This window comes from Ramlibacter montanisoli (genome assembly GCF_013087525.1).
GTDB classification, from domain to species: Bacteria; Pseudomonadota; Gammaproteobacteria; order Burkholderiales; family Burkholderiaceae_C; genus Ramlibacter; species Ramlibacter montanisoli.
The window spans coordinates 970,973-996,732 of record NZ_JABFCS010000001.1; the positions used below are offsets into that span (position 1 = coordinate 970,973).

Below are 25,760 nucleotides of genomic sequence, written 5' to 3' on the forward strand. Positions count from 1 at the left end.
GCGAACCGCGGTTCGCCTTTTTGTTTGTCCCGAAGACCGCGAGTCACAAAGACCATGTTCGATTTCGTCCGCAAGCACACGAAGATCATGCAGTTCCTGCTGTTCCTGCTGATCGTGCCGTCCTTCGTGCTGTTCGGCCTGCAGGGCTACGAGCGCATGCAGGAGAAGGGGGAGACGGTGGCCAAGGTGGACGGCCACGAGATCTCGCAGCTCGATTGGGACAACGCCCACAAGGCGGAAGTGGACCGGCTGCGCGAGCAGATGCCCACCCTCGACGCCAAGATGCTGGACTCGGCCGAGGCGCGCTACGGCACGCTGGAGCGGCTGGTGCGCGACCGCGTGCTGGCGGCCGCCGTGCAGAACTCCAACCTGATGGTCACCGACCAGCGCGTCGCCCGCGAGCTGCAGGGCAACCAGCTGATCGCGGCGCTGCGCGGCGCCGACGGCAAGCTGGACATCGAGCGCTACCGCCAGCTGCTGGCGCAGCGCGGCATGACGCCGGAAATGTTCGAGAACCAGGTGCGCAACGACGTCGCGCTGACCCGGGTGCTGGGCGGCGTCACGCAGTCCGCGTTCGCGCCGCCCTCGCAGGTGGGCGTGGCCGTCAACAGCTTCTTCGAGCGCCGCGAGGCGCAGGTCGCGCGCTTCAACGCCGCCGACTACAAGGGCAAGGTGACGCCGACCGACGCGGACCTGCAGGCCTTCTACAAGGACAACCCGAAGCTGTTCCAGGCGCCCGAGCAGGCCAGCATCGAATACCTGGTGCTGGACCTCGCGGCCGCGCAGCAGGGCATCACCATCAACGAGGCCGACCTCAAGACCTACTACGAGCAGAACGCCTCGCGCATCGGCGGCCAGGAAGAGCGCCGCGCCAGCCACATCCTGGTGGCCGTGCCCAAGGGCGCGCCCGAGGCCGACAAGGCCAAGGCCAGGGCGAAGGCGGACGAACTGCTGGCGCAGGTGAAGAAGAATCCGGCGGGCTTTGCCGAGCTGGCGAAGAAGAACTCGCAGGACGAAGGTTCGGCCCAGCGCGGCGGCGACCTTGACTTCTTCACCCGCGGCGCGATGGTCAAGCCCTTCGAGGACGCCGTGTTCGCGATGAAGGACAAGGGCGAGATCGCGGGCCCGGTGGAATCCGAGTTCGGCTACCACGTGATCCAGCTGACCGACGTCAAGGTGCCCAAGCAGCGGACCTTCGAGGAAATGAAGCCGGAGCTCGAGGCCGAACTTCGCAAGCAGCAGGCGCAGAAGAAGTATGCGGAAGCGGCCGAGTCCTTCAGCAACACCGTGTACGAGCAGTCGGAGTCCCTCAAGCCGGCCGCCGACAAGCTCAAGCTGCAGATCCGCACCGCGGAGAAGGTGACGCGCACGCCGGCACCCAACACCACGGGTCCGACGGCCAACGTGAAGTTCCTGGCCGCGCTGTTCTCGCCCGACGCGGTGGAGCGCAAGCGCAATACCGAAGCCGTGGAGATCGGCCCCAACCAGATGGCGGCCGGCCGCGTCACGCAATACTCGCCGGCGCGCACGCGGCCCTTCGAGGAAGTGAAGGACCAGGTGCGCGAGCAGGTGGTGGCGGCCAAGGCCGCGGAACTGGCGCGCAAGGACGGCGAAGCAAAGCTGGCGGCCTGGAAGGCCAGTCCCGCGACGGCCGAACTGCCCGCGGCGGTGCCGGTGTCGCGCATGGATGCCGGCCAGCCCCGCCAGGTGATCGAAGCCGCCCTGCGTGCCGACCCGGCCAAGCTGCCGGCGCTGGTGGGCGTGGACCTCGGCGCCGAGGGCTACGCGGTGGTGAAGGTCAACAAGCTGCTGCCGCGCGATACGGTGGCACCGCAGCAGGCGCAGCAGGAAGCGGGGCAGTACACCCGCGCCTGGGGCACCGCGGAGGCGATGGCGTACTACGAGGTCCTGAAGAACCGCTTCAAGGCGCAGATCAACGTGCCGCGGCCGAAGGAAGCGGTGGCCCAGTGAAGGGCTTCGCCTACTGTGCCGCCAGGTGGCGGCGCAGGAAGGCGAGCAGCTTCGCCTCGTCGTAGTCGCGGCCGGACTCGAGTTCGCCGGAAGGCTGCGACGCGACGACCTTGCCGGCGGCGTCGAGCAGGTAGAAGTGCGGGTAGCCCCTGGCCTTGGGCCATTGCGAGAGCACGGCCTCGTTGCGGTTCTGCGGCGAGTAGTTGACCTTGACCAGGATGTAGTGGTCCTGCAGGGCCTTCTGCACCGCCGGGCGCGCGGCGACGAAGCGGTCGAAGATGTGGCACCACGCGCACCACTCGCCGCCGACGTCCACGAACACCATCTTGCGCTGGGCCTGTGCGAGCGCGAGCGCCTGTTGCACGTCCGCCGCCGCGTCGCGCTGCGGATCGAACTTCTCCGGCAGCGCGTGGAACGCCCACGCGGGTGCGAGGGCCATGGCGGCCAGGGCGGTGAGCAGGGCTCTCCTGTGCATGGGTGCATTCTAGGAGGGGGCGACCCTTGCGCGCTGCACTTCCCGGAATCCGGCTGATTCAGATCAAGCGCCAGCACCGGGCCGGCAGTGGGCGCGGTCCCTGCCTTGGCAGAATCCAGCCTGAACAACGCACTCCATGAACCAGCTGCGCCGCTCCACCCGACTCGCCCGCCTCGTCGCGGCCTGGGTGCTGGCATGGTTCGTGGCGATGGCCGCCGCGCCGTTCGCGTCCATGGCGCAGGTTTCGGGCGGTTGCGAGGCGGCCGCCGCGCACGCGGGCCATGAAGGACACGCCGCTGCCGCCTGCGACTCCGACCCGGCGGACGAAGTCCATGCCGCGCATGCGGAGCGCGGCTCCGGTGCGGGCGCCCATTGCCCGGTGTGCATGCACGCCGCGGCACCGCCGCCCGCGCTGCCTCTCGCACGGCTGGCCCATGCGGCTCCCGACACGGCCGCTGCGCCGGCCCCCATCGAACCACCGCGCGTGCACACCGCCGCGCCGCCGCCGCCGCGCGGCCCGCCACGCTTCTCCTGACCGATCGCTTCGCTCTCCCGCGCACGGGCGCCGGGAGCGACCCTTTCTTTTCCAGGAGATTCACGTGCACCAGTTCCACGGGGCCGCGGCGCGCGCCGCTGCCGCCATCCTTCTCGCCGCCTGCGCGGCATCCGCCCAGGCCAGCTGCGGCGCCGCCTTCTGCTCGGTCAACACCGACTGGACCACCGAGGCCGCGGGCCTCGCCGAGGGCAGCGTGTTCGACCTGCGCTACGAGCACATCCGCCAGGACCAGCCGCGCGCCGGTTCGCGCCGCATCGCCGTCGGCGAGATCCGCCACCACCACGACGAGGTCGAGACCCTCAACCGCAACCTGGTGGCGACCTACACGCGCACCTTCGCCAATGGCTTCGGCCTGTCGGTGTCCGCGCCCTTTACGGACCGCGAGCACCTCCACATCCACAACCACCGCGGCGCGCAGATCCCGGAGCAGTGGGACTTCCGCAAGTTCGGCGACCTGCGCGTCACCGGCCGCTACCAGCGTGCGCTGGGCGGCAGCGATGCCGCGCCGAGCACCGCGGGCGTCATCCTGGGCCTCAAGCTGCCCACCGGCAGCACGCGCGTGGCCAACACCGGCGGCGACATCGCGGAGCGCACGCTGCAGCCCGGCACCGGCACCACCGACCTGATCCTCGGTGCGGTCTTCCACCAGCAGCTGCCGGCCAGCGGCGCCTCCTGGTTCGCGCAGGCCCAGGTGCAGCGCGCGCTGAATTCGCACGACGAGTTCCGGCCCGGCACGCAGCTGACCGCCGACGTCGGCTACGCGCACCCGCTGGCCGACAAGCTCGATGGCATCGTGCAATTGAACGTGGTGGCCAAGCGCCGCGACCGCGGGGCCGAGGCCGAAAGCGCGGACAGCGGCAGCCGCGCCGTGTTCCTGAGCCCGGGCCTGAGCTACCGGGTGACCGACGCCGTACGCGTGTACGGCTTCGTGCAGCAGCCGCTGTACCAGTACGTCAACGGCGTGCAGCTGACGCCGGATCGCGCCTTCGTGCTGGGCGTGTCCACGCGCTTCTGAGGGCGCGCATAAGGAAAAAGCCCCGGATGCTTGCGCTTCCGGGGCTTCGTTCTATTCGATGGGGTGGCTGATGGGACTCGAACCCACGACAACAGGAATCACAATCCTGGACTCTACCAACTGAGCTACAGCCACCGCGAGCCCGGGATTATAGCCGGGCGCGACGCCCGCTCAGGGATTGACCATCACCAGCTTGCCGCGCACGCCGCGCGAGCCCATGTGCGCGAAGGCCGCCTTGAGCTCGGCCATCGGCATGGTGCGGTCGATCACCGGCTTGACCTTGCCTTGCGCGTACCACTGCGCCAGCTCCCCCATCATGGCCGCATTGGCCTTGGGTTCGCGGCGCGAGAACTCGCCCCAGAACACGCCGACGATGGACGCGCCCTTGAGCAGCGGCAGGTTCAGCGGCAGGCTGGGGATGGGGCCGGCGGCGAAACCGATCACCAGGTAGCGGCCGCGCCAGGCGATGGAGCGGAAGGCCGGCTCGGCGAACTCGCCGCCCACCGGGTCGTAGATCACGTCCGGGCCCTTGCCATCGGTGGCCGCCTTGACCGCCTCGCGGAAGGCATTGGGCACCGCATGCTGCGTGTAGTTGATCGTCGCGTCGGCGCCGATCGACTTGCACAGCTCGCACTTCTCGTCGGTCGATGCGGCGGCGATCACGCGCGCGCCAACCGCCTTGGCGATCTGGATGGCGGAGGTGCCGACGCCGCCGGCCGCGCCCAGCACCAGCACCGTTTCGCCCGCCTTGAGCTGCGCGCGGTCGACCAGGGCGTGGTGGGACGTCGCGTAGATCATGATGAAGGCCGCGGCATCCACGAAGGGAAAGCCCGGTGGCAGCGGCATGCAGCGGTCGGCCGGCGCGATGGTGTGCGTGCCGAAGCCGCCGGTGCCCGAGAGGCAGGCCACCGGTTGCCCCACCTTCAGCGCGACGCCTTCGCCCACGGCTGCGATGGTGCCCGCGTATTCGGAGCCCGGCACGAAGGGCAGGGCCGGCTTGTGCTGGTACTTGTTCTGCACGATCAGCAAGTCGGGGAAGTTCAGGCTGGCCGCCTTGATCTCCACCAGCACCTCGCCGGCCTTGGGCTGCGGCGTGGGCAGCTCCTTCCATTGCAGCGCGTCTACGCCGACGGGGTTCTCGCAAAGCCAGGCATGCATGGGTTGGTGTCTCCGGTTCTCGATCCCCGCATGATAGGCAGGTCGCCCGTGGTGGCGATGTCCCTGCGGCGACCGCGCCTACAATGCCCCGCAGATGAAGATCCTGCTCTCCAACGACGACGGCTACCAGGCGCCCGGCATCGTGGCGCTGTACGATGCGATCCGCGACCTGGGCGAGGTGGAGGTGGTCGCGCCGGAGCACAACAACAGCGCCAAGTCGAACGCGCTCACGCTGCACGCGCCGCTGTACGTCAACGAGGCGTCCAACGGCTTCCGCTACGTGAACGGCACGCCGGCGGACTGCGTGCACATCGCGCTGACCGGCCTGCTCGGTTACCGCCCCGACCTGGTGGTCAGCGGCATCAACAACGGCGCCAACATGGGCGACGACACCATCTATTCCGGCACGGTCGGCGCCGCGATGGAGGGCTACCTTTTCGGCATCCCCGCCGTCGCCTTCTCGCAGACCGAGAAGGGCTGGGCCAATCTCGATGCCGCGGCCCGCAAGGCGCGCGAGCTGGTGCAGTTCCTCGCCGCGCACCACCGCACCGACGGCGCGCACTGGCTGCTGAACGTGAACATCCCGAACAAGGCCTACGAGGAACTCAAGCCCTTCAAGGTCTGCCGGCTGGGCCGGCGGCACGCGGCGGAAAAGGTCATCGCGCAGGACAGCCCGCATGGCCAGACGATGTACTGGATAGGCGCGGCGGGACCGGCCAAGGACGACGCCGAGGGCACCGACTTCCATGCGGCGCTACAGGGGCATCCGACGATCACGCCCTTGAAGGTGGACCTGACCGACCACGACGCGCTGCGTTACTGGTCGCAGGCCGCTTCCCAACTGCCGCAGGGCAAGGCAGGCGCATGACGCGCCGGCCCGGCTTCCCGGCCCGCCTTTCGAATGTTCCGGCGGCCCAGCCCGCGCGCGGTGCCGCGCCGGGTGCAACTGCGACCGCGGCGCGTTCCGCGCCCTCCGGGCTGGGACTCGACTCGCAGGCCGTGCGTGCGCGCATGGTGCAGAAGCTCGCCGAAGGCGGCATCTCCAACGCACGCGTGCTCGCCGCGGTGAATGCCGTGGAGCGCCACCGCTTCGTGGACAGCGCGCTGGTGAACCAGGCCTACGAAGACACCAGCCTGCCGATCGGCCTGGGGCAGACCATCTCCAAGCCCAGCGTCGTGGCGCGCATGATCGAACTGCTGCTGGCCGCGCCCGGTGCGGCCGGCGGGCGCCTGGGCCGCGTGCTGGAGATCGGCACCGGCTGCGGCTACCAGGCCGCCGTGCTGAGCCAGGTGGCCAGCGAGGTTTACAGCATCGAACGCCTGCGCGGCCTGCATGAGCGCGCGCGCGAGAACCTGCGGACCTTTCGTCTGCCCAACGTGCACCTGCTGTTTGGCGACGGCATGGCCGGATTCGCCAAGGGCGCACCGTATGCGGGCATCATCGCTGCAGCCGGTGGCGAGGCCGTGCCTGCCACGTGGACCGATCAGCTCGCGGAGGGAGGGCGCATCGTCGCGCCCATGGTGATGGCCAACCGCCAGCAGGCGCTGGTCATCGTCGAGAAAGAGGCGGGACGGCTGAAGCAGACGATTCTTGAGACCGTTCACTTTGTCCCCCTAAAATCGGGCATCGCATGAGGATCAAGACAATGGAACTGCGCGAGCGCGCGCTCAGGGGTTTGTGGCTGCTGGCAGCCTGTTCGCTGCTGGCTGCCTGCGCCGCGCCGCGCCGCATGCCGGCCCCGGTGGAGGACCGTTTCGGCGGCCGCCAGCCCGCGGTGGTGGCGGATGCCCAGCGCGCCGCTGCCCTGCCGGGCGCGGAGAACGCGGGCAAGCCGGGTTTCTACACGGTCAAGCCCGGCGACACGCTGGTGCGCATCGCGCTGGAGTCGGGGCAGAACTGGCGTGACGTCGCCCGCTGGAACAACATGGACAACCCGAACGTGCTCGAGGTGGGGCAGGTCCTGCGCGTTGCGCCACCGGCGCCCTTGGTGCCGGCGCCGGGAACCACCGTCGTGGGCGCCTTGCCGCCGGCCTCGGCCGCGCTGCCGCCCGCGAGTGCCGCCAGCAGCGTGCCGCGCGGCACGGCCACCACCGCGACGCCGGCTGCCGCCACCGCCACGCCCGGCCCCGCGGCCAACGGACCGGACGAGGATGTCGCCTGGGGCTGGCCCACGGCGGGCGGCGCCACCGTGCTCGCGGGCTTCGACGAGCAGAAGAACAAGGGCATCGACATCGCGGGCCGCGCCGGCGACCCCGTGGTGGCCGCCGCCGATGGCCGCGTGGTCTATGCGGGTGCGGGCCTGCGCGGCTACGGCAACCTGATCATCCTGAAGCACAACAACACCTACCTCACCCGCCTATGCGCACAACCAGGCGCTGCTGGTGAAGGAAGACCAGACGGTGCGCAAGGGCCAGAAGATCGCGGAGATGGGTTCCACCGACACCGACCGCGTGAAGTTGCACTTCGAAATCCGCCGGCAGGGCAAGCCGGTCGACCCCACCCGGTACCTGCCACCGAGATAACGATGAAACGCCGCAACGGGCACGAAGGGACTCCGACGCCAGGAGGCGCCCGCCCGGATGCGGACGACGTTCCCACGGATGAGCCGCCGCCCGTCGAGGCGGAGGCCGTCCCCGACATCCCCCTGCGCGAGATCCCGGCCGACCTGTCCGGCGAGAGCAGCGACACGCTGACGCTCTACCTGCGTGACGTGCGCCGCACGACGCTGTTCACCGCCGAAGAGGAATTCGAGACGGCCACGCGCGCGCGCGCCGGCGACTTCGCCGCCCGCCAGTCGATGATCGAGCACAACCTGCGCCTGGTGGTGAGCATCGCCAAGGGCTACCTCGGGCGCGGCGTGCCGCTGTCGGACCTGATCGAGGAGGGCAACCTCGGGCTGATGCACGCCATCGACAAGTTCGAGCCCGAGCGCGGCTTCCGCTTCTCCACCTACGCGACCTGGTGGATCCGCCAGTCGGTGGAGCGCGCCGTGATGAACCAGGGCCGCGTGATCCGCCTGCCCGTGCACGTGGTGCGCGAACTGCAGCAGGTGCTGCGCGCGCGCCGCACGCTGGAGAACGATCCCGCCTTCGCCGCCGCCCGCAAGAGCGACAGCGAGGGCGTGCGGGTGGAGGACGTCGCGGCGCTGCTGGGTCGCGACGTGCACGAGGTCGCGCAGCTGCTGGCGATGGCCGAGACGCCCAAGTCGCTGGACGCGGTGATCGACAAGTCGGACGACGAGCACACGCTGGGCGACTTCATGGCCGACGAACTCGCGCTCGACCCGACCGGCGTCACCCACAACCACGAGGTCGAGCGGCTGCTGGCAGGCTGGATCGAAACGCTCTCGCAGCGCGAGAAGGAAGTGCTGGAAGGCCGCTTCGGCCTGCGTCACCGCGAACCGGAAACGCTGGAGGTGCTGAGCGACCGACTCGGGCTCACGCGCGAACGCGTGCGGCAGATCCAGAACGAGGCCCTGACCAAGCTGAAGCGGCAGATGGCGCGCAGCGGCGTGGACCGCGACTCGCTGTTCTGAGGCGGGCCCAGCGGCTGCTAAAGTCGGGCGATGGCCTGGCCCGTACTTGTCTTCGATATCGAATCCATTCCCGACGTGGCCGGCCTGCGCCTGCTGCGCGACGCGCCCGCGGAAGCCACGGATGCCGAGGTTTATGCGCAGTGGCTGCAGCAGCGCAAGGAGGCCGGCCAGAGCGACTTCATGCCGCTGCACCTGCAGCGCGTGCTGGTGATCAGCTGCGTGTTCCGAAATGCCGAGGGCATCCGCGTGCATTCCTTCGTGGACCGCGACAACGCGAGCGAAGGCAAGGTGATCCAGAACTTCTTCAACGCGCTGGACAAGCACGTGCCGCAGCTGGTGAGCTGGAACGGCGGCGGCTTCGACCTGCCGGTGCTGCACTACCGCGGCCTGCGCCACGGCGTGACCGCCGACCGCTACTGGTGCATGGGCGAGGGCGGCGGGCCGGACGACCGCGAGTTCAAGTGGAACAACTACATCAGCCGCTACCACATGCGCCACCTGGACCTGATGGACCTGCTGGCGATGTACCAGCCGCGCGCCAGCGCCCCGCTGGACGCCATGGCCAAGCTGTGCGGCTTCCCCGGCAAGCTGGGCATGGACGGCTCGCAGGTCTACAGCGCCTTCCTGGAAGGCAAGCTGGAGGAGATCCGCCGCTACTGCGAGACGGACGTGATGAACACCTACCTGCTGTACTGTCGCTTCCAGAAGATGCGCTGCGGCTTCAACGAGGCGGAGTACGAGCAGGAAGTCACCCTCGTCAAGCAGACGCTGGCCGACCTGGCGCATGCGGAGCCGCACTGGCAGGAGTACCTGGCCGTCTGGATGTGAGGGCCTGAGACAATCCGGGCATGACAGAGAAAGTGGCGCCCCCGCGCATCCGCAGGGCTGGCTGGAAATCGAGTCGCTGGACATCGAGGCGCAGGGCGTGGCCCGGCGCGCGGACGGCAAGGTGGTGTTCGTCGATGGCGCCTTGCCGGGCGAGCTGGTCACGGCCAACGTCCACCGCAGGAAGAACAACTGGGAACAGGCCTCGCTGGTCGCGGTGCACCGCGAGTCGGCGCAGCGGGTGCGTCCGCGCTGCCCGCATTTCGGCCTGCACGAGGGGCGCCTGCGGCGGCTGCAAGATGCAGCACCTGCACGTGGGCGCCCAGGTCGCCATCAAGCAGCGGGTGCTGGAGGACAACCTCTGGCACCTGGGCAAGGTCAAGGCCGAGACCCTGCTGCCCGCCATCGAGGGCCCGGCCTGGGGCTACCGCTGGCGCGCCCGCTTCTCCGTGCGCCACGTGCGCAAGAAGGAGACGGTGCTGGTGGGCTTCCACGAGCGCAAGAGAGCCGCTATGTGGCCGACATCCGCGAGTGCCATGTCGTCCCGAAGCACGTGAGCGACCTGCTGCTGCCGCTGCGCGGGCTGATCGGCTCCATGGACGCCATCGAGACCTGCCCGCAGATCGAGCTGGCCGTGGGCGACGAGGTCACGGCCCTGGTGCTGCGGCACCTGGAACCGCTGTCGGCGGGCGACCTGGCCAAGCTGCGCGCCTTCGCGCAGGAGCACGCCGCGGCCCGCGTGCAGTGGTGGCTGCAGCCCAAGGGTCCCGACACGGTGCAGCTGCTCGACCCGGGCCCGGAGCTGGCCTACACGCTGCCCGAGTTCGGCATCACCATGCCTTTCAGGCCGACCGACTTCACGCAGGTCAACCCGCACATCAACCGCGTGCTGGTGGACCGGGCCGTGCGCCTGCTGGACGTGCAGCGCGGCGAGCGGGTGATCGACTGGTTCTGCGGCCTGGGCAACTTCACGCTGCCGCTGGCCACGCGCGCCGGCGAGGTGCTGGGCATCGAGGGCAGCGAGGCGCTGGTGGCGCGTTCGCGCGAGAACTACGCGCGCAACCAGGCCGGCCGCGCGCAGCCGCTGGCGCCCACGCGCTTCGAGGCGCGCAACCTGTTCGAGATCACGCCGCAGCAGCTGGTGGCCGACGGCCGCGGCGACCGCTGGCTGGTGGACCCGCCGCGCGAAGGCGCCTTCGCGCTGTCCAAGGCGCTGGCCGACCTGCACCAGGACCACGTGCTGCGCGAGCACGGCTGGACGCCGCCGCGCCGCATCGTGTACGTCAGCTGCAACCCGGCGACGCTGGCGCGCGACGCGGGGCTGCTGGTGCACCAGGCGGGCTACCGCTGCACGGCGGCGGGCGTGGTGAACATGTTCCCGCACACGGCGCACGTGGAGTCGATGGCGGTGTTCGACCTGCAATGAAAAAGGGCCCCGCGGGGCCCTTTTCTTCGCCGAATGCGGCTTACTCGTCGCCCGCCGTCATCCCCAGCAGCGCCAGCCAGCAGGCTCTGGAACACGTTGAAGATGTCCAGGTACAGCGCCAGCGTGGCGCTGATGTAGTTGGTCTCGCCGCCGTCGATGATCTGCTTGAGGTCGTACAGCATGTACAGGCTGAACACGCCGATCGCCAGCGTGCTGATCACCATCATGCCGACGCCGGAGCCGACGAACACGTTGATGATGGCGCCGAAGAAGATCACCATGGCGCCGACGAACAGCCACTTGCCCATGCCGGAGATGTCGCGCTTGATCACCGAAGAGAGGGTGGCCATCACGAAGAACACCGCCGCCGTGCCGCCGAAGGCCGTCATCACCAGCCCGGTGCCGTTCTTGAAGCCCAGCACCATCGCGATCAGGCGCGACAGCATCAGGCCCATGAAGAAGGTGAAGGCCAGCAGCACGCCGACGCCCGCCGCCGAGTCCTTGGTCTTCTGGATCGCGTAGAGGAAGCCGAAGGCGCCGCCCAGGAACACGATCAGGCCCAGCCCGCCGGACAGGCCGCGGGTGATGCCGGTGGCCACGCCGACCCAGGCGCCCAGCACCGTGGGGATCAGGCTGAGGGCCAGCAGCCAGTAGGTATTGCGCAGGACCTTGTTGCGCTCTTCCGGCGTGGTGACCGCGCCGTAGCTTTCGTAGGGGGTAACAGTCTGGACCCGGTCGTTCACTTCAGCTCTCCTGTGCCTTGACGGCCATTAGATGCGCGCATTCTAGGTGGGTTCCCGCCCGGTTCCGCAAGCGGTATTCGGCAGGCGGTGCATGCCAGGCGCTATGCTCGCCGCTTTGCCGCCATTCGTATCAAGAACCATTCCCATGAAGACCCAATCTGCCCTCGAACTCGCCGATATCAAGGCCATTGCGGCCGCCGCCGAAGCGGAAGCGCTGGCGAACCAGTGGGCGGTGAGCATCGCCATCGTCGACAACGGCGGCCACCTGCTGTGGTTGCAGCGGCTGGACGGTGCGGCGCCGGTCTCCGCGCAGATCGCGCCCGCCAAGGCCCAGACGGCCGCCATCGGGCGGCGCGAGAGCCGGCTGTACGAGGAGATGATCAACGGCGGCCGCATCTCCTTCCTGAGCGCGCCCGGCCTGCAGGGCCTGCTGGAGGGCGGCGTGCCGATCCTGAAGGACGGCCAGTGCATCGGCGCCGTCGGCGTCAGTGGCGTGAAGTCCACGGAAGACGCGCAGATCGCCCGCGCGGGCATCGCGGCGCTGGGCCTGTAAGCACTTATTTCGTGAGGATCAGCTTGCCCAGGCGGGTGGACTGCAGGCGGTAGACCTCGCCGTTGTGCGAGATCTCCACCAGCCGGCGTCCGCGCAGCAGGGCTTCGCTGGGCAGCGGTGCCGGCCGCGGGGCATCCGCATGCGCGTCCGGAGCACGCAGTTCCATCGCCCGCACCTGGGCCGGTGGCAGGGTGCCGCTCATGGCGCCTTCGGCTCCGTGATGAAGCCGATCTTGCGCAGGCCGGGCGCTGCGCGGCCGCCAGCGCCTGGGCGACGGCCTCGTAGCGGGCGTCCTTGTCGCCGCGCAGGTGCAGCTCGGGCTGCGGAGTGCGCTGCGATGCCGCCTGCAGGCGCGGCAGCAGCTCGGCTTCCGCCAGCGGCTGCTCGTTCCAGAAGTAGCGGCCCTGCGCGTCCACCGAGAGGCGGATCGTCTCCGGCTTCGCGTCCTGCGGCGTGCTGGTGGCGCGCGGCAGGTCGATGTTGACCGAGTGCTTCATGACCGGCACGGTGATCATGAACACGATCAGCAGCACCAGCATGACGTCCACCAGCGGAGTCATGTTGATCTCGTTCATCACCTCGTCGGTGTCGTCCTGGGTGCCGAAGGCCATGGTCAGCTGCCTTTCTTCATGGCCACCACCTTGGTGGTGCCGCCGCTGGCGACGCGCGAGCCGGTGACGAAGTAGGCGTGCAGGTCGTGCGCGAAGCGGTTCAGCTTGTTCAGCACGCCCTTGTTGCCGCGCACCAGCGCGTTGTAGCCCAGCACCGCGGGAATGGCCACCGCCAGGCCCAGCGCGGTCATCACGAGGGCCTCGCCGATCGGGCCCGCCACCTTGTCGATGGTCGCCTGGCCCGCCGCGCTGATGGACAGCAGCGCGTGGTAGATGCCCCAGACCGTGCCGAACAGGCCTACGAAGGGCGCGGTGGAGCCCACCGAGGCGAGTACCGCCAGGCCCGATTGCAGGCGCGCGGTGGCATCGTCGATCGAATTGCGCAGGGCGCGCGTGAGCCACTCGCTGGCGTCCAGAGAGTCGTGCAGCTGGCTCTGCGCGTTGTGGTGCGCGGCGGCCTCGCGACCTTCCAGCGCCAGCGTGCGGAAGGGGTTGGGATCGGCGCCCAGCTTGTTGAGGCCGTCGGCGAAGTCGGCGGCGTGCCAGAAGCTCTCGATGCGGCGCGCCTGCTGCAGGTGGCGGCGCAGGTCCAGCGCCTTGACGATGATCACCATCCACGAGGCCAGCGACATCGCCAGCAGCAGCACGAACACGGCGCGGGTGACCACGTCGCCCTGGCTCCAGAGGTGCACGAGCCCGAAATCATTGTTGTTCATCGTTTCTTCTTTCAGTCCTTCTTGATTTCCCACTTGATGGGGACGTTCACCCACATCGCTTCGGGCACGCCGCCGCGCTTGCCGGGCACGTAGCGCCAGCCGCGCGCCGTGGCTTCGGCCGCCTGGTCCAGGCGGGTGAAGCCGCTCGATTTCGCCACCTGCGCGTCGAGCGCGCGGCCGTCGGTGCCGATCAGCACGCGCACGATGGTCGTGCCCTCTTCACCGAGCTTGAAGCTCATGCGCGGATAGGCCGGTGCCGGGTTCTGCAGGTAGTCGGCGTTGGTGGTGGGCAGTTCGACGCGGGCGGGAGCCGCCGGCGCGGCCGCGACAGCAGGCGCCGGATCGGGCGCCGCCGTCATGGGCGTCGTCACGGGCGGCGCGGCCGGTTGTGGCTCGGCGACGGCGGCGGCGGGCGCGGCAGGCGCCGGGATGCGGTCGGGGACTGCGACCGGGCGCGGCGCGGGCGGCGGCGTGGGCACGCTCTTGCGCACGACCGCGGGTTGCTGCACGGGTTCCGGTGCCTTGGGTTGCGGCGCGGGTGGCGTGGGCGCGGCGGGCGGCGTGAGAATGGCGCTGAGCAGCTCCACCGGCACCACGACCTCGTAGGCGCGGCGCAGCAGCCCGCTTTGCAGGGCCCAGAGCGCGGCGACGTGCAGCAGCACCACGCCGCCGGCGATCAGCGCATTGCGCGCGTTGTGCGACATGGCATCTCGAAAAGTCGGCAGGGAGGACATTGTCGGGCAGGCAGCGCTCACCGGCCGCTGCAGGCCCACCACGCGGCCGCCAAGGCGAAGATCAGGCCGCCGCCAAGGGCGATTGCGGCCACGCGCGGCTCTCCGTGATGCTGGAATCCAGGTGCACCGTCGATTCGCGGTGCAGGGCGGCCACCGGATGGCTGCCGCAGCACTGCGCCACCACGTCGCGGGCGCAGCCCTCGCACTGGCCGCACTGCGTCGCGACGCCGAGCTCCATCTGGATCTCGTCGAAGCTCATCCCGGCCCGGGCATGGCGGGCGATTTCGCGGTCGGAAACCCGGTGGCAGACGCAGACGATCATGGCTTCGGTACAGGCAGGCGTTGGGACTGGGGGAAGTATAAATGCGAATCCTTCGCATTTGCAATGACTTTGGCGGAGTGGGGTTGAGCAGGATCAAGGGAAGGCAGGAAATAGCAGTTCGGGAGTGAGTTCGGCCAGCTCGGCAGCGCCGCACTGGGCCATCGCGAGCCGGAGTTGGTCACGGATGAGCCGCAGGACGTGGGCGGCACCGGCGGCGCCGGCGGCGGCCAGGCCGTGGATGACCGGGCGACCGAGCAGCACGGCACGGGCGCCCAGGGCAAGCGCCTTGGCTACGTCCGTGCCCTGCGCGATGCCGCCGTCCACCAGCACGGGCAGGCGGCCGCCCGCGGCTTCGACGATGCGCGGCAGGGCCTGGGCAGTCGCGACGGCGCCGTCGAGCACGCGGCCGCCGTGGTTGGAGACGACCAGGCCCGCCAGGCCCATGCGCGCGCACTGGGCGGCATCGGCCGGATGCAGCACGCCCTTGAGCAGGACGGGCAGGGAGCTTGCGGATTGCAGCCAGGCGACGTCGTCCCAGCCGGGCGCCGGGTGGAAGGCGGCACCGGCGGGCAGGTGCACGGGCTGCACGCCTTGCGGCAGCACGAGCGGCCGGGGCGCGCGAATCGTGGCGTCCACCGTGAGCACCAGGGCCTCGTAGCCGGCGGCTTCGGCCTGCCGCACGATCGCCAGCGTGGCGGCGCGATCCTGCAGGAGGCAGAGCTGGAACCAGAGTGGGCCGCGCCCCTCGTCGTTGCGCACGGCGGCGGCGATCTGCTGCAAGGGCACGCTGGACTGCATGCTGGCCACGAAGCCCGCGCCCTGGCTCGCGGCGGCGAGGGCGCTGCCCAGTTCTCCATCCGGGTGCGCGAGCCGCTGCAGCGCCATCGGCGCGACGAGCAGCGGCGAGGGCTGGTTGCGACCGAGCAGTTGCATGCGCGTGTCGACGTGGGCGACCGCACGCAGCACGCGCGGCACCAGGGACACGCGGTCCCACGCGCGCCGGTTCGCGCGCCGCGTCAGGCCGCTGCCGGCGTGGTCGTCGAAGTAGTCCCAGGCCTGGGCGTCGAGCCGCGAACGCGCGTGCGCCGCGTAATCGCGCGCGCACCGGATCGACAGCGGCAGGGCTTCGAGGGCGGGCTGCATCTCAGGTGTCCGCCCACATGCGCAGGAGGTTGTGGTACGTGCCGGTGAGGGCGATGGTGGCCGCGCTTTCGCCCTGCGCGTTGCGCAGCGCGGTGATCGTGTCGTCCAGCTCCAGCAGCAACTGGCGCTGCGCGTCGCCGCGCACCATGCTCTCGATCCAGAAGAAGGACGCGAGGCGCGCGCCGCGCGTGACCGGCGTCACCTCGTGCACCCTGGTGCCGGGATAGAGCACGGCGTGGCCGGCCGGCAGCTTGACCCGGCGGCGCGGTTCGCCCGCGCCGTGGATCACCAGTTCGCCGCCTTCGTAATCCTCCGGGTCGGCGAGGAACACCGTGCAGGAGAGGTCCGTACGCACGCGCAGGTTGCCGCTGAAACGCACCGCGTTGTCCACGTGCGGGCCATAGGCGTTGCGGCTGCCGGTGTAGCGATTGAACTGCGGCGGAAAGAGCTTGCGCGGTAGCGCAGCTGCCAGGAAGCGCGGCGATCGTTCCAGCGCGGTGGTCACCAGCGATTGCAGGGCGAGCGCCTGTGCGCTGCCGGCGGCCAGCTGCTCGTTGTTCTTGGCCTGCGCGGCCTGCATTCCCGCCGTGGCCTTGCCGTCGTTCCAGGGCGCGTCCTTCAGGAGCCGGCGGGCCTCGCGCAGCTGCACGGCGTCGAGCACGGGGAAGGTCAAAAGCATGGCCCGGCGTTCAGAAGCGCGAGCTGAGGCTCACCTGCACCAGCCGTCCCGCGCCCGGCACGTAATGCCCGCGGTACAGGGCTTCGGCGTAGTACTTGTCGCCCACGTTGCTGACGTTGGCCTTCACGCTGAAGCGGTCGTTGACCAGGTATTCCGCCATCAGGTCCGCGGTGACGAAGCCCGGTGCTTCCCAGCCGGGCGCGGTGACGTCGGCCGGGGCCTGCTTGCTGCGGAAGTTCAGGCCGCCGCCCACGCGCCACTTCGGCGTGAGCTGCCAGGTGGTCCACACCGTGCCGCTGTGGCGCGGGCTCAGGCCGGGACGGTCGCCGACGCGGTTGCCGACGGTGGTGGAAGTGGAAGCCGCCTCGTCGACGCGCGCGATCGGCATCCACATGTAGGAGCCGAACACTTCCCACTTGGGCGTGAGGCGACCCACGACGTCCACCTCGAAGCCCGCGGTATGGCGGCGGCCGGACAGCAGCAGGCGCGTGGCCGCCGTGTCGGGATCGGTGTTGCGCTCGTTCTTCTTGGTCGCGTGGAACAGTGCCAGGCGGGTGGAGAAGCGCTTGTCCGCCGAGTCGATCTTCGCGCCCAGCTCGATGTTCTCGCTCTGTTCCGGCGGCGTGTTGGCGCTGAGCGCGTTGTACGAGTAGGTGTCGCCCGAGGTGTTGAACGAGGTGCCGTACGAGAAGTGGAAGGAGTGGCGCTCGGTGGGCTGGTACAGCAGGCCCACGCGCTTGCTCCAGTTGGAGATCTTCTGCTGGAAGCTGGTGGTGGTGGTCGGGCCGGGCGCGGTGGTCGGGATGCCGAACTGGTCGTAGCGGCCGTCCAGGTGGTCGAAGCGCACGCCGGCGAGCACCTTCCAGGCGGGCGCCACCTGCACCAGGTCCTGCAGGTAGGCGCCCCAACCCCTGGCGTCGAACTGGTTGCCCGCGCGCAGCACGCGCCGGGCCTCGTCTATGGACGCGCCGTCGTCGGGCGAGCCCAGCGTCGTGTTCGGCTTGGCGATGTCCACGCCGCCTTGCGCCGCGGAGCGGGCGGCGTACACCACCTTCTGTTCATGGGCGAAGTCCACGCCCGCCTGCACCTCGTGCTTCAGGCCCAGGGCCTCCAGCTTGGTGCTGAAGTCGCTCTGTGCATGCAGCGTGTCCACGTCCTGCACCTTCAGGTTGGTGCCCCGGCGCAGCACGGTGGCGGGAGAGAGGTTCGCGAGCGTCGTGGAGGCGTCGGCGAAGCGGATGGAGCTGGCGCGCTGGTCGCGCTCGAAGCTGCCCTTGCGGACCTGGCTGCGCAGCTCGCTGCCGCCGGTGAAGCGGTGCAGGTGCGCGAAGCTGGCCATCTTCGCCCGGCCGGCGTTGGCGTCGCTGGCCATGCCGTAGTAGGCGGTGGGCGCGAGGCCGGGAATCAGCGTGTTGGACGCGCTGGTGGCGCCGGCCCTGGGACGGATCCAGGGCAGGCCGTAGTTGATGCCGTTGTCGTTGTCCAGGGCGAACAGGCTGACGAGGAATTCGTCGGCCGTGCCTATCCCCCAGCGGTAGGCCCCGGCGATGCCTTGCTTGTCTATGCTGCTCCCGGAGCCGTTGTTGTCGGCCTTGGTCTTCATGACGTTCAGCCGCAGCGCCGCGTTCTCGCCGGTGTGGAAGTTGAAGTCGCCGGTGAGCCGCCCGTAGCCGTGGTTGCCCACGGTGGTGGCGACTTCGTGCTCGGTCATCAGGCGAGGTACCTTGCCGACCTGGTTGACGGCGCCGCCGGTGGAACCGCGGCCGAACAGCATGGATGCCGAGCCGCGCAGTACCTCGATGCGGTCCTGGTTGAAGGTGTCGCGGTCGTAGAAGGCCGGGTCGCGCATGCCGTCCAGGAAGATGTCGCCGGTGCCGGCCAGCGAGAAGCCGCGCAGGCGGATGTCCTCCTCGCCGCCCTCGGCCGCCTGGAAGGTGATGCCGGCGGTGTTGCGCAGCGCTTCCTTCACGGTATCGAGGTTGCGGTCGTCCATCAGCTTCTCGGTGACGACGGTGATGGACTGCGGGATGTCGCGCAGCTGCTGCCGGCCCTTGCCGATGGTGGTGGTCGTGGCGCGCAGCGTGTCCTTGCCTTGCGCGGCTTCGGCCTGCTCCTGCACGACGACGGTGGACAGCGTGGTGGCCGCTGGCGGGGCGGCCTGGGACCACGCGCCGGTGGAAGCGGCCAGCATCAGGGCGCCCAGCGGCAGCAGGGCGGATTCGTTCGAGGGGCGGTTTTGCGCCAAGGGAGCCTCCGGTCGGGCCCGCGGATGGCGGGCGGTTGGTTCGGAAGGCTGGCTGGCGCGCGGAGCGCGGATGGCTGGCCGGGAGAAGCGTTCGCCGGCGATTCTACATGCAAATGCGAATTGCTCGCATTTGGAAGAGGCGCGCGTCGCGTGAGGGCGACGCGAGGCTCAGGAAATTGTCAGGAGGAGGCTTCGCCCATCTGCGACTGCAGGTAGTTCTGCAGGCCGACCTTGTTCAGCAGGTCGAGCTGGGTCTCGAGGAAGTCGATGTGCTCCTCGGTGTCTTCCAGGATGCGCTCCAGGATCTCGCGCGAGATGTAGTCGCGCACGGACTCGCAGTGGGCGATACCCGCCTTCACGGTGGCCTGCGCGCCGCGCTCGCTTTGCAGGTCGGCGTTGAGGATCTCCGGCACGTCCTCGCCCACCAGCAGCTTGCCCAGGTCCTGCAGGTTGGGCAGCGCGTCCAGCATCAGGATGCGTTCCATCAGCTTGTCGGCGTGCTTCATCTCGCCGATCGACTCCTCGTATTCCTTTTTCGCCAGCCGGTCGAATCCCCAGTGCTTCAGGATGCGGTAGTGCAGGAAATACTGGTTGGTCGCGGTGAGTTCGTTCTTGAGCTGCGCCTGGAGGTGCTGGATGACTTGCGGATCGCCTTGCATGCTGTGGCCCTGTTGGTGTTGTGCGGCGATTGTGGCGCGAAAAAAAGGGGGCCGCAGCCCCCTTTGGTATCCGTCCCGGATCAACTGCGGATCAGGTGGTCGAATGCGCCGAGCGCCGCCTTCGCACCGTCGCCCGCGGCGATGATGATCTGCTTGAAGGGCACCGTCGTGCAGTCGCCGGCGGCGAACACGCCGGGCAGCGAGGTCTCGCCGCGCGGCCCGACGATGATCTCGCCGAACTTGGACAGTTCCACCGTGCCCTTGAGCCATTCGGTGTTGGGCACCAGGCCGATCTGCACGAACACGCCTTCCAGATCCACGCGCTTCTCTTCGCCGCTCGCGCGGTCCTTGTAGACCAGGCCGTCGACCTTCTGGTCGCCGGTGATCCGCGTCGTTTGCGCGTTGGTGAGCACCGTCACGTTGGGCAGCGAGTGCAGCTTCTTCTGCAGCACCGCGTCCGCGCGCAGCCTGGTGTCGAACTCCACCAGTGTCACGTGGGCCACGATGCCGGCCAGGTCGATCGCCGCTTCCACGCCGGAGTTGCCGCCGCCGATCACCGCCACGCGCTTGCCCTTGAACAGCGGGCCGTCGCAGTGCGGGCAGTAGGCCACGCCCTTGTTCCTGAACTCCTGCTCGCCGGGCACGTTGATGTTGCGCCAGCGCGCGCCGGTGGAGACGATCACGCTCTTCGCCTTCAGCGTCGCGCCGCTTTCCAGCTGCACTTCGATCAGCGAACCCGTGGGCTTGAGCGCCTTGGCGCGCTGCAGGTTCATGATGTCCACGTCGTAGGTGCGCACGTGTTCTTCCAGCGCATGGGCGAACTTCGGGCCCTCGGTCTCCTTGACCGAGATGAAGTTCTCGATGCCCAGCGTGTCCAGCACCTGGCCGCCGAAGCGTTCCGCCGCGATGCCGGTGCGGATGCCCTTGCGCGCCGCGTACACGGCGGCCGCGGCGCCCGCGGGGCCGCCGCCGACGATCAGCACGTCGAACGGGTCCTTGGCGGCGATCTTCTTCGCCTCGCGCTCGGTGCCCGAGGTGTCGATCTTGGCCAGGATCTCCTCCAGGCTCATGCGGCCGTTGCCGAACATGGTGCCGTTGAGGAACACCGTGGGCACGCCCATGATCTGGCGTTCCTTGATCTCGTCCTGGAACAGGCCGCCCTCGATCATCGTCGTCCTGATGCGCGGGTTCTGGATCGCCATGAGGTTCAGTGCCTGCACCACGTCCGGGCAGTTGTGGCAGGTCAGCGAAACGTAGACCTCGAACGCGAAGTCGCCGTCGAGCGCGCGGATCTGCTCCAGCACCGCTTGTTCCACCTTGGGCGGGTAGCCGCCGACCTGCAGCAGCGCCAGCACCAGCGAGGTGAACTCGTGGCCCATGGGCAGGCCGGCGAAGCGCGGCCCGTGGTTCTCGCCCGGGCGGTTGAGGGAGAAGGACGGCTTGCGGTGCGGCCCGCCCGTGGTCTCGCTCACCTTCATCAGCGGCGAGGCCTCGGCGATGTCCTTCAGCAGCGAGCGCATCTCCTGCGAGGCCGGCGAGTCGTCGAGCGAGGCGACGATCTCCACCGGCTGCGAGATGCGTTGCAGGTAGGCGGCGAGTTGCGCTTTCGTGGTGGTGTCGAGCATGGGTGGTCCTTCCGACTTGTTGTTCGTGGATGCGAATGAAAAAGGCCCGGGCGCTCGTGGCGCGCCGGGCCTGTCGTGGCGGCGGGCGCGGGGCGCTTAGATCTTGCCGACCAGGTCCAGCGAGGGCTTCAGCGTCTCGGCGCCTTGCTCCCACTTGGCCGGGCAGACTTCACCCGGGTGCGCGGCCACGTACTGGGCGGCCTTCAGGCGGCGCAGCGTTTCCTTGGCGTCGCGGCCGATGCCGTTGTCGTGCACTTCGATCGTCTTGATGCGGCCTTCCGGATCGATCACGAAGGTGCCGCGCAGCGCCAGGCCGGTGTCCTCGCCCTCGGTGATCAGCACCTGGAAGAAGGGCCAGCTGGTGGCTGGGGTCGCCGACCAGGGGGTACTGCACCTTCTTGATGGTGTCGGAGGTGTCGTGCCAGGCCTTGTGCGTGAAGTGGGTGTCCGTGGACACGCCATAGACTTCCGCGCCCAGCTTCTGGAACTCGGCGTAGTTGTCCGCCAGGTCGCCCAGCTCGGTCGGGCACACGAAGGTGAAGTCGGCGGGATAGAACACGACCACGGACCACTTGCCCTTGAAGTTCTGTTCCGTGACCGGCACGAACTTGCCGTTGTGGTACGCGGTGGCGCTGAAGGCGGGGATTTCGGTGTTGATCAAAGACATTTAGTTTTCCTCTATAGCTGAGCGCGTGTTCATCAAGCGCGCCTATGAAGTATGGGGCCTTCCGGCGCGCTTCCCCATTGAAACGGGGCATGGCGATGTTAGGCAGGGGCTATGGCGGCGCCTGGCACGCCGTCAGGGGCGCGTCAGTACTCGAGACGCTCCGGGCGGATCTCCTGCAGGATGGTGGTGGCGATCTCCTCGATCGACTTGGTCGTCGTGGAGAGCCAGCGGATGCCTTCGCGCCGCATCATCGCCTCGCCTTCGGCCACTTCGTGGCGACAGTTCTCGAGCGAGGCGTACTTCGAATTGGGCCGGCGTTCGTTGCGGATCTCCGAGAGCCGCTCGGGCGCGATGGTCAGGCCGAAGATCTTCTTGCGGTGCGGCGCCAGCGCGCCGGGCAGCTGCTTGCGGTCGAAGTCTTCCGGGATCAGCGGGTAGTTGGCCGCCTTCAGGCCGTGCTGCATGGCCAGGTACAGCGAGGTCGGCGTCTTGCCGCTGCGGCTGACGCCTACCAGGATCACGTCGGCCTGCTCGAGGTCGCGGTTGGACTGGCCGTCGTCGTGCACGAGGCTGAAGTTGATCGCCTCGATGCGGTCGTGGTACTCCTTGCTCTTGCTCACGTCGGAGAAGCGGCCCACGCGGTGGCTGGACTTCATGCCCAGCTCGATCTCCAGCGGCCGCACGAAGGTGCCGAACATGTCGAGCACCATGGCCTTGCAGCCTTCCTCGATCACCTGCAGCACCTCGACGTTCACCAGCGTGGTGAACACCACCGGCCGCCGGCCCTCGACCTCCGCGGTGTGGTTCACCTGCCGGACGATCTGGTGCGCCTTGTCGACGGTGTCGATGAACGGCAGCCGGACGTGGCGGGGCTTGAACTCGAATTGCGCCAGGATGGCATTGCCGAAGGTTTCGGCGGTGATGCCGGTGCCATCGGAGACGAAGAAGACAGTACGGGTGTGCATGTGGCGCCTACAATCCCGCCCATTATCCGAATTCCCGCGCCCATGGTCCGCCGCCGCCCCTTCGAACAACTACAAAGCCCATCGGCGGGCCTTGGCGCAGTGCGCTTGTGCGCAGACCCAGTTTCAACTTCCGGAGTCTCCCCATGTCTGCACGTTTCGACGCGACCGCCCTGGTCGTACCGTTTGAGAACCTGAGAATGACGGATGTCGAGGTGGTCGGCGGCAAGAACGCCAGCCTCGGCGAAATGATCTCGCAGCTGCCGCACGGCGTGCGCGTGCCCACGGGCTTCGCCACCACCGCGCATGCCTTCCGCGAGTTCCTCAAGTACGACGGGCTCGACACCCGCATCCGCGAACGCCTGGCCACGCTGGACACCGAGGACGTGCGCGCCTTGGCTGCCGCCGGCGCAGAGATCCGCGGCTGGGTCGAGTCGCAGCCCTTCCCGCCGGCGCTGGAGCAGGCGATCCGCGCCGAGTTCGAGACGCTATCCGCGGGCAACCGCGACGCCAGCTTCGCGGTGCGTTCTTCCGCCACCGCGGAAGACCTGCCCGATGCCTCCTTCGCCGGCCAGCAGGAGACCTTCCTGAACGTGCACGGCATCGAGACCGTCCTGCACAAGATGAAGGAGGTGTTCGCCTCCCTCTACAACGACCGCGCGATCAGCTACCGCGTGCACAAGGGCTTCGCCCACGAGCACGTCGCGTTGTCCGCCGGCGTGCAGCGCATGGTGCGCTCCGACCTCGGCGCCGCCGGCGTGATGTTCACCATCGACACCGAGTCCGGCTTCGACCAGGTGGTCTTCATCACCTCCAGCTACGGCCTGGGCGAGACGGTGGTGCAGGGCGCGGTGAACCCCGACGAGTTCTACGTGCACAAGCCCATGCTGCGCGCGGGCAACAAGGGCGTGATCCGCCGCAACCTGGGCTCCAAGCTGATCCAGATGGTGTTCACCTCCGACGCCGAGAAGGCCAAGGGCGGCAAGCTGGTGAAGACCGTGGACGTGCCGCTGGAGCAGCGCAACCGCTATTCGCTGAGCGACGAGGACGTCGAGCAGCTGGCGCGCTACGCGCTGGTGATCGAGGAGCACTACGGCCGCCCCATGGACATCGAGTGGGGCAAGGACGGCACCGACGGCCAGCTCTACATCCTGCAGGCGCGGCCCGAGACGGTGAAGAGCCAGGGCGAGGGCAAGGCCGAAGTTCGCTATAAATTGAAGAGCAAGGGAACGGTGCTGGCCGAGGGCCGCGCGATCGGCCAGAAGGTGGGCACGGGCCCGGTGCGGCTGGTGCACAGCACCGCGGAGATGGACCGCGTGCAGCCCGGCGACGTGCTGGTGACCGACATGACGGATCCCAACTGGGAGCCGGTGATGAAGCGCGCCAGCGCCATCGTCACCAACCGCGGCGGCCGCACCTGCCACGCGGCCATCATCGCGCGCGAGCTGGGCATCCCGGCGGTGGTCGGCTGCGGCGACGCCACCGAGACCCTCAAGGACGGCACGCTGGTCACCGTGAGCTGCGCCGAGGGCGACACCGGCTTCATCTACGACGGCCTGCTGGAGACCGAGGTCACCGAAGTCCAGCGCGGCGAAATGCCGAAGATCAAGACCAAGATTGCGATGAACGTGGGCAATCCGCAGCTCGCCTTCGACTTCGCGCAGCTGCCCAACGACGGCGTCGGCCTGGCCCGCCTGGAATTCATCATCAACAACAACATCGGCGTCCACCCGAAGGCCATCCTCGACTACCCGAACGTCGACGCCGACCTGAAGAAGGCGGTGGAGTCGGTGGCCCGCGGGCATGCCTCGCCGCGTGCCTTCTACGTGGACAAGGTGGCCGAGGGCGTGGCGACCATCGCCGCCGCCTTCTGGCCCAAGCCGGTGATCGTGCGCCTGTCGGACTTCAAGTCCAACGAGTACCGCAAGCTCATTGGCGGCAGCCGCTACGAGCCGGAAGAGGAGAACCCGATGCTGGGCTTCCGCGGCGCGGCCCGCTACATCAGCGCGGAGTTCAAGGAAGCCTTCGAGATGGAGTGCGAGGCGCTGGTGCGCGTGCGCCGCGACATGGGCCTGAAGAACGTGCAGGTGATGGTGCCCTTCGTGCGCACGCTCAAGCAGGCCGAGCGCGTGACCGGCCTGCTGGCCGAGCATGGCCTCCAGCGCGGCGTGGACGAGCTCAAGGTGATCATGATGTGCGAGATCCCGAGCAACGCGATCCTGGCCGACGAGTTCCTGGCCTTCTTCGACGGCTTCTCGATCGGCTCGAACGACCTGACGCAGCTCACGCTGGGCCTGGACCGGGACTCCGGACTGGAACTGCTGGCCGCCGACTTCGACGAGCGCGACCCGGCGGTGAAGGCGATGTTGTCACGCGCCATCAAGGCCTGCGTGGCGCAGGGCAAGTACGTCGGCATCTGCGGGCAAGGCCCCAGCGACCATCCGGACTTCGCGGCCTGGCTGGTGGAGGAGGGCATCACGTCGATCTCGCTGAACCCGGACAGCGTGATCGCCACCTGGCAGAAGCTGGCGAGCTGATGCCCGCCGCCGGGCGTTCAGGACGCGCGGACGCTGTCCACGTCGGACAGGAACTGCGCGGCGCGCTGCGCCCCAGCGCTTCGCGCAGGATCGCCTCCACCCGCTTGAGCGCAGCACGGAACTCCTCCGCGCTGCGCGCTGCTTCCAGCTTGATGCACAGGGTTTCGGCACTGGGGCCGAGCAGGTCCGTCAGGCGGCGCACCGCCACGTTGCGGGCCTGGAGGTAATGCGTCGGCGGCTTCGCGCCGGCCGGCGTGGCTGGCGCGGCTGCGCTCTTGCGTTCCACGGGTTCGATGAAGCCCTGGTTGAGGAGCGGCTGCAGCAGTTCCTCGACGTCGCCGAAGCCGGACGCGAGGGCGGCCAGTTCGCGCGTGTCGCGGCGGCCGTCGACCAGGATCAGCAGGGAACGATGCCGCTGGCTGAGCCCGGGGTGCCGTGCCGCGATCGCCTCGCTGCCGCTCGTGGTCTTGCGATACGTGGTGTCCTTGTCCATCGTCGCCTCCATCCCGGTCTCCCGTCCGGGCATGGAAGAGTATGGTTGGCTGCCAGAGCCAGGCTTTAGGCAAATTGCCTACACCCGTGAACTCCCTTCCCTCCCGGTC

At 68.9% G+C, this 25,760-nt stretch carries 22 protein-coding genes, 1 tRNA gene and 5 pseudogenes; 11 read left to right on the forward strand and 17 right to left on the reverse strand.

Annotation, left to right across the window (positions count from 1 at the left end; genetic code table 11):
- The first annotated feature begins 54 nt into the window (after positions 1–54).
- Positions 55–1,971, forward strand: coding sequence for a SurA N-terminal domain-containing protein (locus HK415_RS05045; RefSeq protein ID WP_171557011.1), 1,917 nt, complete (start codon positions 55–57; stop codon positions 1,969–1,971).
- Between the two features lie 10 nt (positions 1,972–1,981).
- Here the strand turns inward: HK415_RS05045 and HK415_RS05050 are convergent, their stop codons facing one another.
- The gene (locus HK415_RS05050) at positions 1,982–2,446 is read right to left on the reverse strand and encodes a thioredoxin family protein (RefSeq protein WP_171557012.1); all 465 of its coding nucleotides are present in this window, start codon (positions 2,444–2,446) and stop codon (positions 1,982–1,984) included.
- Positions 2,447–2,582: 136 nt separating this feature from the next.
- Here HK415_RS05050 and HK415_RS05055 point away from each other — a divergent pair, with 136 nt between their 5' ends.
- The gene (locus HK415_RS05055) at positions 2,583–2,981 is read left to right on the forward strand and encodes a hypothetical protein (protein ID WP_171557013.1); all 399 of its coding nucleotides are present in this window, start codon (positions 2,583–2,585) and stop codon (positions 2,979–2,981) included.
- Between the two features lie 64 nt (positions 2,982–3,045).
- Positions 3,046–4,017, forward strand: a complete 972-nt coding sequence (locus HK415_RS05060) for a transporter family protein (protein ID WP_171557014.1) — start codon at positions 3,046–3,048, stop codon at positions 4,015–4,017.
- A gap of 59 nt (positions 4,018–4,076) precedes the next feature.
- Here the strand turns inward: HK415_RS05060 and HK415_RS05065 are convergent.
- Together HK415_RS05065 and HK415_RS05070 are read right to left on the reverse strand one after the other, a co-directional pair.
- A tRNA-His gene (locus HK415_RS05065) sits at positions 4,077–4,152 on the reverse strand.
- Between the two features lie 36 nt (positions 4,153–4,188).
- Entirely contained in the window at positions 4,189–5,175 is a 987-nt protein-coding gene (locus HK415_RS05070) for an NADPH:quinone oxidoreductase family protein (protein WP_171557017.1), read from the reverse strand.
- 94 nt (positions 5,176–5,269) lie between these two features.
- On the opposite strand from HK415_RS05070, the gene surE reads away from it, so the two are divergent.
- The 6 genes and pseudogenes from surE to rlmD all read left to right on the forward strand — a co-directional run bounded on the left by surE (position 5,270) and on the right by rlmD (position 10,962).
- A complete protein-coding gene (surE, locus tag HK415_RS05075) occupies positions 5,270–6,043 on the forward strand; it encodes a 5'/3'-nucleotidase SurE (RefSeq protein WP_171557019.1) in 774 nt (257 codons plus the stop codon).
- Positions 6,040–6,810 (forward strand): protein-L-isoaspartate(D-aspartate) O-methyltransferase, encoded by a 771-nt coding sequence (locus tag HK415_RS05080; protein ID WP_256373040.1) that lies wholly within the window; start codon positions 6,040–6,042, stop codon positions 6,808–6,810. Before surE ends, HK415_RS05080 begins: the two co-directional genes overlap by 4 nt.
- Before the next feature lie 11 nt (positions 6,811–6,821).
- A pseudogene (locus HK415_RS05085) lies at positions 6,822–7,698 on the forward strand (peptidoglycan DD-metalloendopeptidase family protein).
- A gap of 2 nt (positions 7,699–7,700) precedes the next feature.
- Complete coding sequence (rpoS, locus tag HK415_RS05090; RefSeq protein WP_171557024.1) at positions 7,701–8,711, forward strand: RNA polymerase sigma factor RpoS; 1,011 nt, start codon at positions 7,701–7,703, stop codon at positions 8,709–8,711.
- A 30-nt stretch (positions 8,712–8,741) separates the two neighbouring features.
- The gene (locus HK415_RS05095; RefSeq protein ID WP_171557026.1) at positions 8,742–9,539 is read left to right on the forward strand and encodes a 3'-5' exonuclease; all 798 of its coding nucleotides are present in this window, start codon (positions 8,742–8,744) and stop codon (positions 9,537–9,539) included.
- Between the two features lie 4 nt (positions 9,540–9,543).
- Positions 9,544–10,962, forward strand: a pseudogene (gene rlmD / locus HK415_RS05100) (23S rRNA (uracil(1939)-C(5))-methyltransferase RlmD).
- Between the two features lie 44 nt (positions 10,963–11,006).
- Here the strand turns inward: rlmD and HK415_RS05105 are convergent.
- A pseudogene (locus HK415_RS05105) lies at positions 11,007–11,705 on the reverse strand (Bax inhibitor-1/YccA family protein); the annotation flags it as partial.
- A gap of 145 nt (positions 11,706–11,850) precedes the next feature.
- Here HK415_RS05105 and HK415_RS05110 point away from each other — a divergent pair.
- A complete protein-coding gene (locus HK415_RS05110) occupies positions 11,851–12,258 on the forward strand; it encodes a GlcG/HbpS family heme-binding protein (RefSeq protein ID WP_171557031.1) in 408 nt (135 codons plus the stop codon).
- A 4-nt stretch (positions 12,259–12,262) separates the two neighbouring features.
- Here the strand turns inward: HK415_RS05110 and hemP are convergent, their stop codons facing one another.
- The 12 genes and pseudogenes from hemP to ppsR all read right to left on the reverse strand — a co-directional run bounded on the left by hemP (position 12,263) and on the right by ppsR (position 22,624).
- A complete protein-coding gene (gene hemP / locus HK415_RS05115; protein ID WP_253262080.1) occupies positions 12,263–12,424 on the reverse strand; it encodes a hemin uptake protein HemP in 162 nt (53 codons plus the stop codon).
- Between the two features lie 32 nt (positions 12,425–12,456).
- A pseudogene (locus HK415_RS05120) lies at positions 12,457–12,869 on the reverse strand (ExbD/TolR family protein).
- Between the two features lie 2 nt (positions 12,870–12,871).
- On the reverse strand, positions 12,872–13,585 hold the full coding sequence (locus tag HK415_RS05125) for a MotA/TolQ/ExbB proton channel family protein (protein ID WP_171557036.1): 714 nt from the start codon (positions 13,583–13,585) through the stop codon (positions 12,872–12,874).
- A gap of 11 nt (positions 13,586–13,596) precedes the next feature.
- The gene (locus tag HK415_RS05130; protein WP_171557038.1) at positions 13,597–14,289 is read right to left on the reverse strand and encodes an energy transducer TonB; all 693 of its coding nucleotides are present in this window, start codon (positions 14,287–14,289) and stop codon (positions 13,597–13,599) included.
- Between the two features lie 91 nt (positions 14,290–14,380).
- Complete coding sequence (locus HK415_RS05135; protein WP_171557041.1) at positions 14,381–14,641, reverse strand: (2Fe-2S)-binding protein; 261 nt, start codon at positions 14,639–14,641, stop codon at positions 14,381–14,383.
- Between the two features lie 93 nt (positions 14,642–14,734).
- A complete protein-coding gene (locus HK415_RS05140; protein WP_171557043.1) occupies positions 14,735–15,784 on the reverse strand; it encodes an alpha-hydroxy acid oxidase in 1,050 nt (349 codons plus the stop codon).
- 1 nt (position 15,785) lies between these two features.
- Complete coding sequence (locus HK415_RS05145; protein ID WP_171557046.1) at positions 15,786–16,463, reverse strand: Fe2+-dependent dioxygenase; 678 nt, start codon at positions 16,461–16,463, stop codon at positions 15,786–15,788.
- Between the two features lie 10 nt (positions 16,464–16,473).
- Positions 16,474–18,708: a TonB-dependent receptor gene (locus HK415_RS05150; RefSeq protein WP_309246581.1), complete on the reverse strand. Its 2,235-nt coding sequence runs from the start codon at positions 18,706–18,708 to the stop codon at positions 16,474–16,476.
- Between the two features lie 179 nt (positions 18,709–18,887).
- Positions 18,888–19,367 (reverse strand): bacterioferritin, encoded by a 480-nt coding sequence (bfr, locus tag HK415_RS05155; protein WP_171557048.1) that lies wholly within the window; start codon positions 19,365–19,367, stop codon positions 18,888–18,890.
- An 80-nt stretch (positions 19,368–19,447) separates the two neighbouring features.
- The gene (ahpF, locus tag HK415_RS05160; protein ID WP_171557051.1) at positions 19,448–20,992 is read right to left on the reverse strand and encodes an alkyl hydroperoxide reductase subunit F; all 1,545 of its coding nucleotides are present in this window, start codon (positions 20,990–20,992) and stop codon (positions 19,448–19,450) included.
- 96 nt (positions 20,993–21,088) lie between these two features.
- Positions 21,089–21,659: pseudogene (gene ahpC / locus HK415_RS05165) on the reverse strand (alkyl hydroperoxide reductase subunit C).
- Positions 21,660–21,802: 143 nt separating this feature from the next.
- Positions 21,803–22,624, reverse strand: coding sequence for a posphoenolpyruvate synthetase regulatory kinase/phosphorylase PpsR (gene ppsR, locus HK415_RS05170; RefSeq protein ID WP_171557053.1), 822 nt, complete (start codon positions 22,622–22,624; stop codon positions 21,803–21,805).
- A 143-nt stretch (positions 22,625–22,767) separates the two neighbouring features.
- Between ppsR and ppsA the strand changes: the two genes are divergently transcribed.
- Positions 22,768–25,158: a phosphoenolpyruvate synthase gene (ppsA, locus tag HK415_RS05175; RefSeq protein WP_171557056.1), complete on the forward strand. Its 2,391-nt coding sequence runs from the start codon at positions 22,768–22,770 to the stop codon at positions 25,156–25,158.
- Here ppsA and HK415_RS05180 read toward each other — a convergent pair.
- Complete coding sequence (locus HK415_RS05180; RefSeq protein ID WP_171557058.1) at positions 25,097–25,651, reverse strand: hypothetical protein; 555 nt, start codon at positions 25,649–25,651, stop codon at positions 25,097–25,099. The genes ppsA and HK415_RS05180 overlap by 62 nt on opposite strands.
- Positions 25,652–25,760 lie beyond the last annotated feature (109 nt).

Coding starts and splice junctions, on each gene's coding strand:
- HK415_RS05045 (WP_171557011.1), top strand. CDS start 55: ATGTTCGATTTCGTCCGCAAGCACACGAAGATCATGCAGTTCCTGCTG.
- HK415_RS05050 (WP_171557012.1), bottom strand. CDS start 2,446: ATGCACAGGAGAGCCCTGCTCACCGCCCTGGCCGCCATGGCCCTCGCA.
- HK415_RS05055 (WP_171557013.1), top strand. CDS start 2,583: ATGAACCAGCTGCGCCGCTCCACCCGACTCGCCCGCCTCGTCGCGGCC.
- HK415_RS05070 (WP_171557017.1), bottom strand. CDS start 5,175: ATGCATGCCTGGCTTTGCGAGAACCCCGTCGGCGTAGACGCGCTGCAA.
- surE (WP_171557019.1), top strand. CDS start 5,270: ATGAAGATCCTGCTCTCCAACGACGACGGCTACCAGGCGCCCGGCATC.
- HK415_RS05080 (WP_256373040.1), top strand. CDS start 6,040: ATGACGCGCCGGCCCGGCTTCCCGGCCCGCCTTTCGAATGTTCCGGCG.
- rpoS (WP_171557024.1), top strand. CDS start 7,701: ATGAAACGCCGCAACGGGCACGAAGGGACTCCGACGCCAGGAGGCGCC.
- HK415_RS05095 (WP_171557026.1), top strand. CDS start 8,742: ATGGCCTGGCCCGTACTTGTCTTCGATATCGAATCCATTCCCGACGTG.
- HK415_RS05110 (WP_171557031.1), top strand. CDS start 11,851: ATGAAGACCCAATCTGCCCTCGAACTCGCCGATATCAAGGCCATTGCG.
- hemP (WP_253262080.1), bottom strand. CDS start 12,424: ATGGAACTGCGTGCTCCGGACGCGCATGCGGATGCCCCGCGGCCGGCA.
- HK415_RS05125 (WP_171557036.1), bottom strand. CDS start 13,585: ATGAACAACAATGATTTCGGGCTCGTGCACCTCTGGAGCCAGGGCGAC.
- HK415_RS05130 (WP_171557038.1), bottom strand. CDS start 14,289: ATGTCGCACAACGCGCGCAATGCGCTGATCGCCGGCGGCGTGGTGCTG.
- HK415_RS05135 (WP_171557041.1), bottom strand. CDS start 14,641: ATGATCGTCTGCGTCTGCCACCGGGTTTCCGACCGCGAAATCGCCCGC.
- HK415_RS05140 (WP_171557043.1), bottom strand. CDS start 15,784: ATGCAGCCCGCCCTCGAAGCCCTGCCGCTGTCGATCCGGTGCGCGCGC.
- HK415_RS05145 (WP_171557046.1), bottom strand. CDS start 16,463: ATGCTTTTGACCTTCCCCGTGCTCGACGCCGTGCAGCTGCGCGAGGCC.
- bfr (WP_171557048.1), bottom strand. CDS start 19,367: ATGCAAGGCGATCCGCAAGTCATCCAGCACCTCCAGGCGCAGCTCAAG.
- ahpF (WP_171557051.1), bottom strand. CDS start 20,992: ATGCTCGACACCACCACGAAAGCGCAACTCGCCGCCTACCTGCAACGC.
- ppsR (WP_171557053.1), bottom strand. CDS start 22,624: ATGCACACCCGTACTGTCTTCTTCGTCTCCGATGGCACCGGCATCACC.
- ppsA (WP_171557056.1), top strand. CDS start 22,768: ATGTCTGCACGTTTCGACGCGACCGCCCTGGTCGTACCGTTTGAGAAC.
- HK415_RS05180 (WP_171557058.1), bottom strand. CDS start 25,651: ATGGACAAGGACACCACGTATCGCAAGACCACGAGCGGCAGCGAGGCG.